Annotated in this window: 7 protein-coding genes; 2 read left to right on the forward strand and 5 right to left on the reverse strand. The window is 73.1% G+C overall.

What is annotated here, in order from left to right:
* Positions 1-132: 132 nt before the first annotated feature.
* The 5 genes from ACZ4FH_RS36745 to ACZ4FH_RS36765 all read right to left on the reverse strand — a co-directional run bounded on the left by ACZ4FH_RS36745 (position 133) and on the right by ACZ4FH_RS36765 (position 3961).
* On the reverse strand, positions 133-417 hold the full coding sequence (locus ACZ4FH_RS36745; RefSeq protein WP_467310468.1) for a chorismate mutase family protein: 285 nt from the start codon (positions 415-417) through the stop codon (positions 133-135).
* The gene (locus tag ACZ4FH_RS36750) at positions 414-866 is read right to left on the reverse strand and encodes a MaoC/PaaZ C-terminal domain-containing protein (protein ID WP_467310470.1); all 453 of its coding nucleotides are present in this window, start codon (positions 864-866) and stop codon (positions 414-416) included. Before ACZ4FH_RS36750 ends, ACZ4FH_RS36745 begins: the two co-directional genes overlap by 4 nt.
* Positions 863-1321, reverse strand: coding sequence for a MaoC family dehydratase N-terminal domain-containing protein (locus ACZ4FH_RS36755; RefSeq protein ID WP_467310472.1), 459 nt, complete (start codon positions 1319-1321; stop codon positions 863-865). Before ACZ4FH_RS36755 ends, ACZ4FH_RS36750 begins: the two co-directional genes overlap by 4 nt.
* Positions 1318-2730 carry a class I adenylate-forming enzyme family protein gene (locus ACZ4FH_RS36760; protein WP_467310474.1) on the reverse strand — a complete coding sequence of 471 codons (1413 nt, stop codon included), beginning with the start codon at positions 2728-2730 and terminating at the stop codon, positions 1318-1320. The genes ACZ4FH_RS36755 and ACZ4FH_RS36760 overlap by 4 nt, the downstream gene beginning before the upstream one ends.
* Before the next feature lie 121 nt (positions 2731-2851).
* Positions 2852-3961 carry a 3-dehydroquinate synthase II family protein gene (locus tag ACZ4FH_RS36765; RefSeq protein ID WP_467310476.1) on the reverse strand — a complete coding sequence of 370 codons (1110 nt, stop codon included), beginning with the start codon at positions 3959-3961 and terminating at the stop codon, positions 2852-2854.
* A gap of 468 nt (positions 3962-4429) precedes the next feature.
* Here ACZ4FH_RS36765 and ACZ4FH_RS36770 point away from each other — a divergent pair, with 468 nt between their 5' ends.
* Both ACZ4FH_RS36770 and hemA read left to right on the forward strand, forming a co-directional pair.
* Positions 4430-6025: a class I adenylate-forming enzyme family protein gene (locus ACZ4FH_RS36770; RefSeq protein WP_467310478.1), complete on the forward strand. Its 1596-nt coding sequence runs from the start codon at positions 4430-4432 to the stop codon at positions 6023-6025.
* On the forward strand, positions 6022-7251 hold the full coding sequence (gene hemA / locus ACZ4FH_RS36775; protein ID WP_467310480.1) for a 5-aminolevulinate synthase: 1230 nt from the start codon (positions 6022-6024) through the stop codon (positions 7249-7251). Before ACZ4FH_RS36770 ends, hemA begins: the two co-directional genes overlap by 4 nt.
* Positions 7252-7415 lie beyond the last annotated feature (164 nt).

Genomic DNA, 7415 nt, shown 5'->3' on the forward strand with positions numbered 1-7415 from the left:
ACCGCCCCGGGCGCCGTGAGCCCGGCCGCGGGGGGAGGGGGATGGGGCCACGGAGCCCCGCGTCTGGGCCACCGGGGGGGGGCGGGGGTAAAACCCCGCCGCCCACCGCCGTATACGTGCCGCCCGTGTCGCTCAGCCGCCGCCGGTGGCGCCCTCGGACCGGCCGAGTCCGAGCAGCAGCAGGGCGATCGACGCGCCGCGGCGTCCCAGCGCGCCGTGGTAGCCGCGCAGCATCGCGTTCTCACCGGTGAGGTCGGTCCGCGGACCGCCGGCCTCGCGGCGCAGCTCGTCGAGCCCGCGCGCGGCCTCGGCGCGGGACCGGATCAGGTGGATGAGCGCGGTGTCGAGTGCGCCGAGGCGCTCGCGCTCCCGCGCGATCCGGGTGTGCAGGGCCTCGGCCGCGCGGGTCTCGCTCATGCCGGCTCCCCGGGGTGTGCCGGGAGGCGGACGAGCGCCTCGCCCCGCACCGTGAGCGGGCCGTCGACGATCCGGACCGCCACACCGAGCCGGGCCCGGCGCTCGCCGCCGTGGCCCCCGGGGGCCTCCTCGACGGCCTTGACCGCCCCGGTGCAGCGCAGTCGCGCGTGCACCGGGGTGGGGGCCGAGAAGCGGACCCGGAAGGAGAGCAGGTCCCCGACCGGCACCCATGCGGTGAGCAGCCGCCCGAGCAGGGCCATCGACAGCATGCCGTGGGCGATGACGTCGTCCAGCCCGGCCGCACGCGCGGCGTCGGTGTCGATGTGGATCGGATTGTGGTCGCCGGAGGCGCCGGCGAACAGCGCGAGCAGCGTTCTGGTGATGCGCCGCTCGGACAACTCCGGCAGCTCGGTGCCGGCTTCGGCCGTCGAAAGGCTGAACTCCGTCATGCGGACTCCTCGTCCGGCACGGGGCGGCGGACCGCGATCACCTGGTGCAGCTCGGCCACCGGTTCGCCCGCGGCGTCGGTGACGGAGGTGTCGCGCACGACGAACTCCAGCGCACCGCCCTGGCGTGCGTACACATCGGTGATGACCGGGGCGAAGGTGAGCCGCTCGCCCGCGTGGGCCGTGCGGTGGTAGGTGAACCCCTGTTCCACGTGCAGGACCCGGGAGAGGTCGACGCCGATCGCGGCCGGCAGTCCGGGGAAGGCTTCGAGGTCGAGGCCGAAGAGGAAGGTGGGCGGCACGGGCAGGTCCGGGTGCCCGGCGGCCCGCGCGGCGGCCGGATCGACGAAGACGCCGCCGTCCGCCCCCAGGACCAGGCCGAAGAACTGGAGGCGGCCGCGTTCCACGGTCACCGTGACGGGTTCGGGACCGGTCCCCACGACATCGCGGTCGATCACCGGGCCACCATCCGCCTGCTGTGCTCCCGCGCGGTGTGCAGCAGCTCCCGGTTGCGCACCAGCTTGCCGTTGGAGGTGCGCGGCAGCCCCGTCCGGAAGTGGAACGCCTTGGGGATCTTGTGCGGGCTGAGCCGTTCCTTGCACCAGGCCAGCAACTCGGCCCTGGAAAGGGCCTGTTCCACCACCAGGTGGGCCTCGATGGCCTCGCCGTAGACGACCACCACCTCGGTCACGGCGGAGTGCTCCGCTAGGACCGACTCGACCTCCGTCAGATCGACCTTGAGCCCGCCGATGGCCACCATGGTGTCCGTGCGGCCGGTGATCTCCAGCACGCCGGAACCTGCCCGCACCGCGCAGCGGTCGCGGGTGCTCAGCCAGCCGTCCACGTACCGGTCGTCGGCGTCGGCGTGCAGATACGGGTTCTCGGGCAGCCGCACCCGCAAGGTGCCGTCCACCACCCGGGTCCGGATGCCCGGCGCGGGCGGTCCCACCGCCGGGGGCGCGTCGCGCCCGGTCAGGTCGGTGGCGATGATGCCGGTCTCGGTCATGCCGTACGCCTGGCCGATCCGCACCCCGTAGCGCTCCCGGAAGCGGTCGAAGGTCTCCACGGGCAGGATCTCCCCGCCCGACACGGCGAGCCTCAGGTCCGGCAGGACGGGAGGATCCGCGACCCGGCCGAGCAGGTCGAAGTGGGCGGGGACGCCGAGCACGGCGTTCACCCGGTGCTCACCCGCCACCCGCAGCAGCTCCTTCGGCCGCAGACTGCCGACGAAATGCAGTTCGGCGCCCGCGGCCAGCGCGTGCAGCACCCCGCCGATCAGACCGAAGGAATGGGCCAACGAGCTGAGCAGCAGCACGCGTTCACCGGCACGGGGCATGTCGGGAAGCAGCCCGAAGCGGGCCACCTCCTCGCGCAGCGATTCACCGGTGCGCCCGATCACCTTGGGCAGGCCGGTGGAGCCGGAGCTGAACTGGATCAGCCGGTGGGGGCCCTGCGCGGCCCGGTCGGCGGGCCGGCGCTCGACCACGACCTCGCACTCGTCCCGGAACGGGGTAAAGGTCTGCGCGGACGTGCCCGAGGTGAGCCAGAACTGCGGCTCGCACACCTCCAGCAGCCGGCCGGTCTCGGCCGGGGTGAGCCGCGGGTCGAGCAGCATCACCTGCGCGCCCGCCGACCACAGCGCGAACAGCGACCAGAGCAGGGTGAAGCTCGGCAGCACCTGAACGGCCACCGTGCTGCCCTCGGTGACCCCGTGCGCCTCCAGTATTCCGCGCGCACGGGCCACCTCGTCCCGCAGCGCCTCACGGCTCACCTCGGTCTGCCCGTGCACGGCCCACGTCCGGCCCCGGTGACCGGGGTCCGACAGCAGCGTGCCGAGCCATGTCCCGAAGTCCGTTTCGTCCGTCATCACACCTTCCCTTCCTCGGATTCAGGCGAGGCCCCCGGATGAGGCCGGAGGCCGGGTCGTGCCGGTGCGGGCCCCGGTCCCCGGTGCGGACCGGGAAGGACCGGGACCCGCACCGGCCCCGCTACTTCTCGATGCAGAACTCACCCACGGGCCAGCCGACGTGACGCTTGTCCGTGGCGAGGTACCCGAGCAGCTTGTCGCCGGGCTTCAGCTCGGTGCAGTTGAGCACGGCCGCACCGGGACCCAGGACCCGTACGTGCCAGTCGTCCTGGAGGGCCAGACTGACCTCGGTGCCGTCGTCGGCCTTGGCCCGGACGGTCAGCAGCGGACGGGACTCCAGCTTCACCCGGCCCACGACGATCCGGCGGGTGCGACCGTCCGCGGTGACCCCCAGCACGGTGCTGCCGGCCTTCAGCTCACTGAGGTAGTTGGTGCGGTTGTCCGCGCCCATGACGTACGAGTGCAGGGCGCCGGCATTGACGCGGAACGGGCGGGTCGGCATGTACGGCAGCGGGTGGGTCTCGCTGACGCACAGCACGAAACCGTGTGCGTACGAGCCGACCAGGATGCCCTCGTCCTTCTCGAAGTGCGTGCACGTGTCGACGCAGATCCGGTCGCCGAGGCCGTTGTGCTCGATCGACTCCACGGTGAGCGTGGTCAGTTCGAGGTCGGGCGTGGTGGACCCGAGCAAGGCGGTCAGGCCGAAGACGTCGTTGGCGTCCTTGGGCGCGAGCAGCAGGCCGTCCGACCCCTTCTCCAGGACGTCGACGATGATGCCGGCCTCCTCCAGGTCGCCCGCCTCGCAGATCAGCCGCCCGGCGCTCTTGTCCGCCGCCGCGATCACGATCTCCAGCGGGATCTTGGTCGGGTCGCGGAACCTGACCACGGTGTACGCCAGGGCCTGGGCGGCGGCGCAGGCCACCTTGAGGGTGGCGTCGTCGACCACCTCGACGAAGGCGCCGGCGTCGTCCCCGGCGGTCAGCTTCAGCTTGTCCAGCTCCGCGGCGGACGCGACCGGGGTCAGCACGAGGTCGGCGACGTCCCCCGCCTCCGGCGGGAGCACCGCGCCGGGCTCGGCGAGCAGGATCTTCTGGACCGTCGGAGGCAGCGTCGCGAGCGTGTCCAGGCGGTCGTCGAGAACACCGGCGAGCCGGGCGTGGACCGCGGCGTCGACGACGGCCTCGCGCTGTTCCGCGGCGGTGGAACGGAGGTCAACCCAGGCGAATTTCAACGAGATCATCCTTACTGCGCAGGTCCGGCGGTTTCCGCCGACAGTGGTGGGCCGGTGTCCGAGTGCCCGGCGGTACGAGGGGCCCCTGTCAGGACCGGGACGGATCCGGACGAAGGAACCGAGTGCCTTCCGGGGGTGGACTCTTCCAGCGGCCACCCGCCCACGACAGGGTCGATAGGGCTGCTCGACCGGGCCCTGACCGGCGGGACGACACCCTGACCGATCAGCCACCTCTATCGCGCCGTCGCCGCCGGACCCTCCGGAAGCGGCACCGCACGGACATCGACGGTCATCCCCTGACCTGCGCCGACACCGTCCGCCACCGGTAGGTGCGCCCTGGTGGGCCGCCCGATCGGGCAGGCCGTCCGAATCTTCTCGCCCTCCTCCGGCGCCGGAATGCTGGCCTGGCGCCGCGGAGATCCGCGACGCCCCGGTCCAGAAGCAGTCGCCCACCGAATCGAGGTCACCATGGTTGTTCCGGACGACTGGTGGAGCCGGCACCTGGGCTACGCGGCCCGCATCATGTCCGCGCTCGACACCGCGCCCGACCGCACCGCCGTGCACTGGCGGGGGCGGCCCGTCCCGGCGGGGGAGTTCGCCCGGACGGTCACCGGAGCCGCCCGCACCCTCCGGAAACTGGGCGTGGGGCCCGGCCGCGTGGTCGCCGTCCTGGTCGCGCCCAACAGCCCCGACATGCTTGCCGTACGTTACGCGGCCCATCTGCTCGGCGGCGCGGTCTGCTACCTGCGCTCCACCAACCCCGGAGACACCTCCCACGTACTGTCCGCCGAAGCCCAGCTGCGCATCCTGCTGGACACCTCCGCCACCGTGCTGTTCACGGACCGGGAGCACGCGGAGCGCGCCCTCCTGCTCGCCGGCCGGGCGCGAGGCCGGATCGCCGTCACCGGCTTCGGTCTGCGCGGGGCGGGCGTCGTCGCGCCGGCCACCGGGGAGCCGGACGCGGTGGCCGCGGTCTGGGATCCGAAGGCGCTTGCGCTGATCGCGTTCACCAGCGGCAGCACCGGGCGGCCCAAGGGCATCGCACTGCCGGCCAGGGCCTGGGACAGCGTGGTGTCGGCCACCGGCGCCTCGATCGGCGAAGGAGACCGGGCCAGGCTGCTGGTCACCACCCCGCTCAGTCACACCGTCGGGCCGATGGCCGACGCGGTGCTCGCCGCGGGCGGCACCGTCCACCTGCACGAGGAGCTCGACGCGGACGCGGTGCTGCGGACCGTCGCCGAGCACCGGATCACCCGGACCTTCCTGGCCACCACCCACCTCTACCAACTCCTCGACCACGCCCGGACGAAGGAGGCGGACCTCGGCTCGTTGCGCCAGGTGATCTACAGCGGCAGTGCCGCCGCCCCGGCCCGGATCGCCGAGGCGAACAAGGTGTTCGGTCCCGTCCTGGTGCAGGGCTACGGCACCAGCGAGGGCGGCCGGATCACCCTGCTCGATCCCGGTGACCACCAGGACCCGAGCCTGCTGACCACCGTGGGCCGTCCGTTCCCCGAGGTGGAGGTTGCGATCCGCGACCCGGACACCGAACGGGACCTGCCCGCCGAGGCGGTGGGCGAGGTCTGGGTGCGCTCGCCGCACATGATGGCCGGCTACTGGTCGGACCCGGCGCTCAGCGCCCGGGTGCTGCGCGACGGCTGGTACCGCACCGGCGACATCGGCCGCTTCGACGCGCGCGGATACCTGCATCTGCTGGACCGGGCCGCGGACGTCGTCAAGACCGACGGCGTCAAGGTCTACCCGGCCGTCGTCGAACGCGAGCTGCTGGCCGTGCCCGGGGTGGCGCAGGCCGCCGTGTACGGCGTCCGTGACCTGGACAACGTCGAGCACCTGCACGCCGCGATCGTGCCCCGGCCGGGCGCGCGGGTCGCCGTCGAGGACGTCCGCTCGCGCGTCGGTACGGCCCTGTCCCCCCTGCACGTGCCGGAGGCGGTGCTGCTGCTGGACGAACTGCCGCTCAACGCCTCCGGCAAACCCGACAAACCGCGGCTTCGGTTGCGTGAATCCGTACCGGCTCCCTACACGGAGAGTGAGTTGACCCGATGAACAAGCACCTGGACTTCTTCGCACGCGAGATGGAGGAATTCGGCGACCGGCGCCGGGAGTTCCTGGAGATCGGCCGACGCGCCGGACGGTTCCCGAGTGCCGTGGCGCGGCAGGGGCAGGACGCCGGCGACGTGGAGATCAGCGTCTGGTGCAGCAACGACTACCTGGGCATGGGACAGAACCCGTTCGTCCTGGAAGCCGTCAAGAACGCCGTCGACGCCTTCGGCGCCGGATCCGGCGGCTCCCGCAACATCGGCGGCACCAACCACTACCACGTCCTGCTGGAGAACGAGCTGGCGGAGCTGCACGGCAAGGAGGAGGCGCTGATCTTCCCCTCCGGCTTCACGGCCAACGACGGCGCGCTGACCGTGCTGGCGGGCCGGGCGCCCGGCACCCTCGCCTTCTCCGACGAGCTGAACCACGCCTCGATCATCGACGGACTGCGCCACTCCGGGGCCGAGAAGCGGATCTTCCGCCACAACGACATGGCGCACCTGGAGGAACTGCTGGCCGCCGCCGACCCGGAGCGGCCGAAGCTGATCGTGCTGGAGTCGGTGTACTCGATGTCCGGCGACATCGCACCGCTCGCCGAGGCGGCCGCCCTGGCCCGCCGCTACGGGGCGACCACCTTCGTCGACGAGGTGCACGCGGTGGGCATGTACGGCCCGCAGGGCGCTGGGATCGCCGCCCGCGAGGGGATCGCCGACGAGTTCACCGTGGTCATGGGCACCCTGGCCAAGGGCTTCGGGACGGCCGGCGGCTACATCGCCGGTCCCGCCGCGCTGATCGATGCCGTCCGCAGCTTCTCCCGCGGCTTCATCTTCACCACCTCCGTCCCGCCGGCCACCGCCGCGGGCGCCCTCGCGGCCGTGCAGCACCTGCGCTCCTCCGAGCGTGAGCGCACCCGGCTCGCGGCCAACGCCGGCCTGCTGCACCGGCTGCTGGGGGAGCGGGACATCCCGTTCGTCTCGGACCAGTCGCACATCGTGTCCGTCTTCGTCGGCGACGACGGACTGTGCCGGCAGGCGTCAGCCCTGCTGCTGGAGCGGCACGGGATCTACGTCCAGCCGATCAACGCGCCGAGCGTGCGGGCCGGGGAGGAGATCCTCCGGGTCGCCCCGTCCGCCACCCACACCACCGGCGACGTGGAGAAGTTCGCCGAGGCGGTCGACGGAATCTGGCGGGACCTCGGCATCCCGCGCGCGCGGGAGCGGGTCGGGAGCTGACCCGACCCGCGGCCCACCGGGCCCGTGCGGTGCTTCACACGCCGGCGCCGGGGGGGGGGGGGGGCCCCCCCCCGGCGGGGGGGGGGGGGGGGGGGGCCCCGCCGGGGGGGGGGGGGCCCCGGACCCGCAGTGAACACCCGCCCAGGCGGGTGTGTTGGGGTGGG

It is taken from the genome of Streptomyces sp. NPDC024555 (genome assembly GCF_055559335.1).

Coding starts and splice junctions, on each gene's coding strand:
- ACZ4FH_RS36745 (WP_467310468.1), bottom strand. CDS start 417: ATGAGCGAGACCCGCGCGGCCGAGGCCCTGCACACCCGGATCGCGCGG.
- ACZ4FH_RS36750 (WP_467310470.1), bottom strand. CDS start 866: ATGACGGAGTTCAGCCTTTCGACGGCCGAAGCCGGCACCGAGCTGCCG.
- ACZ4FH_RS36760 (WP_467310474.1), bottom strand. CDS start 2,730: ATGACGGACGAAACGGACTTCGGGACATGGCTCGGCACGCTGCTGTCG.
- ACZ4FH_RS36770 (WP_467310478.1), top strand. CDS start 4,430: ATGGTTGTTCCGGACGACTGGTGGAGCCGGCACCTGGGCTACGCGGCC.
- hemA (WP_467310480.1), top strand. CDS start 6,022: ATGAACAAGCACCTGGACTTCTTCGCACGCGAGATGGAGGAATTCGGC.